The organism is Natrinema soli (assembly GCF_028618695.1).
On record NZ_JAQIVI010000497.1, the window covers coordinates 1 to 1,781 of the forward strand.

2 protein-coding genes are annotated in these 1,781 nt (G+C 68.4%); one reads left to right on the forward strand and one right to left on the reverse strand.

Translation table 11 applies throughout. The features are described from left to right. On the reverse strand, nucleotides 1-331 hold a 331-nt coding region (locus tag PGX04_RS24835), incomplete at its 3' end, for a CinA family protein (RefSeq protein ID WP_273740947.1). A gap of 116 nt (nucleotides 332-447) precedes the next feature. Between PGX04_RS24835 and PGX04_RS24840 the strand changes: the two genes are divergently transcribed. Further along, nucleotides 448-1,548 carry a pyridoxal phosphate-dependent aminotransferase gene (locus tag PGX04_RS24840; RefSeq protein WP_273740948.1) on the forward strand — a complete coding sequence of 367 codons (1,101 nt, stop codon included), beginning with the start codon at nucleotides 448-450 and terminating at the stop codon, nucleotides 1,546-1,548. Nucleotides 1,549-1,781 lie beyond the last annotated feature (233 nt).

Here is a 1,781-nt window from a genome sequence, read left to right on the forward strand (position 1 = left end):
CGCCGGTCGGGCCGGCGACACCGGTCGTCGAGAGACCCCACGTCACGTCCGCGACGTCTCGGACCCCCTGTGCCATCTCGCGGGCGACCGGCTCGGAGACGGCACCGCGTTCGTCCAGCGTCTCGCGACTGACTCCGAGGTGGCGGCGTTTGGCGCCGTAGGCGTACGTCGTCAGCCCGGAATCGAAGTAGTCGCTCGCGCCCGGAACGGCGGTGATCGCAGCGCCGAGCAGCCCGCCGGTACAGGATTCGGCGACCGCCAGCGTCTCCTCTCGATCGCGAAGCGCGTCGGCGACGTCCATCGGCAGGTCGCGATCGATGTCGTCGTTCATGTTCGAGTCAAGGGGCGGCTCCGATGTGAAAGCGGGGGTTGCACTCGAGCCACCGATCCGCCTCGTTCGATTGAGAAACGGAAAGAGAAACGGAGCCCGCCCCCCGAGTAACCGCTATGAACTACGAGACGCCGCTGTTCTTCCGCGTGATGGAGTACGCGGACGCCGCGGAGCGCGACGTCATCGACATGGTGAGTGGGAACCCCGACTGGGAGCCCCCCGAGGCACTCCGGGAGGGGCTTCGGGAGTACGCCGACCTCGAGCCGGACCGATTTCAGTACCCGCCCAGCGAGGGGCTTCTCGAGTTGCGCGAGGAGATCGCCGCCCGGCGCGGTGTCGACGCCGACCAGATCGTCGTCACGAACGGCGCGGGCGAGGCGAACTACCTCGCGATGGCGCGGGCCCTCGAGCGTGACAGCGGGAGCGAGATCCTGCTGACTGATCCCGTCTATCCCTACTACCCGGGGAAAACGACGATGCTCGGCGGAACGCAGCGCTTCGTCGCGACGGACGAGGAGGGGCAACTGGATCCGGACGGCGTCCGCGCGGCCGCGAGCGAGGAGACGGCCGCGATCGTGGTCAATACGCCGAACAACCCGACGGGTGCTGTCTATCCCGCGGAGACGATGCGGGAACTCGTCGCCGTCGCCGAGACGTACGACGCCGTCCTGATCAGCGACGAGGTGTACGACCACTACGACCTCTCGGGGGCGTTCGCCAGCGCGCTCGAGACCGATTCGGCCCACCGGGTCGTCACCAACGCGTTTTCGAAGTCGATGGCGATCACCGGGGCCCGGGTCGGCTACGCGATCTTCCCGCCGGAACTCGTCGCGAACGCGAAGAGCCGACACATGCTGGTCAACGTCGCCACGACCCGCCCCGGCCAGTTCGCGGTCCTGCAGGCGCTGCGCGAGACGGGACCGGATTACTACGAGCGCAACCGAGAGCGGCTCCGCGAGCGCGTCGAAACGTTTACCGACGCGCTCGAGGCTGCGGGCGCGGAGTACACCACGCCGAGGGGGTCGTTCTACGTGATGGCTCGCTTCGAGGGGTATCCGGGGACGATCGCGAACGTCGAGCGATTGATCGACGAGGCCGGCGTGGCTGGCATGCCCGGCGAGGCCTTCGGCGAGTCGCGGACGGAGTGGCTGCGATTCGCACTCGTCACGCCGCGCGTCGAGGAGGCGGCCGAGCGGTTATCGTCGTACTTCGAGTGACGCGCGATCCGGCCACAATACAAATACGCGGCTGGGCCGTCCAGCCGGTGAGTCATGTTGCTCGAGGCCGTCGTTGCCGCGTTCGTCGCGAGCCAAATCGGGTATTTCGTCGTCAGCTGCGGGCTCGTGGGGCTGTTCGCCCGTCGGCCGCTCAACGCGGTCGACGAACGGACCCTCGGTCGAGCGCTCGGGGGATCGAGGGGCGACTCCGCGTCGCGTCCGCAGCGGACGCG

Bases quoted from the DNA above. Each gene is read 5' to 3' on its own strand.
- PGX04_RS24840 (WP_273740948.1), top strand. From the start codon at position 448: ATGAACTACGAGACGCCGCTGTTCTTCCGCGTGATGGAGTACGCGGAC.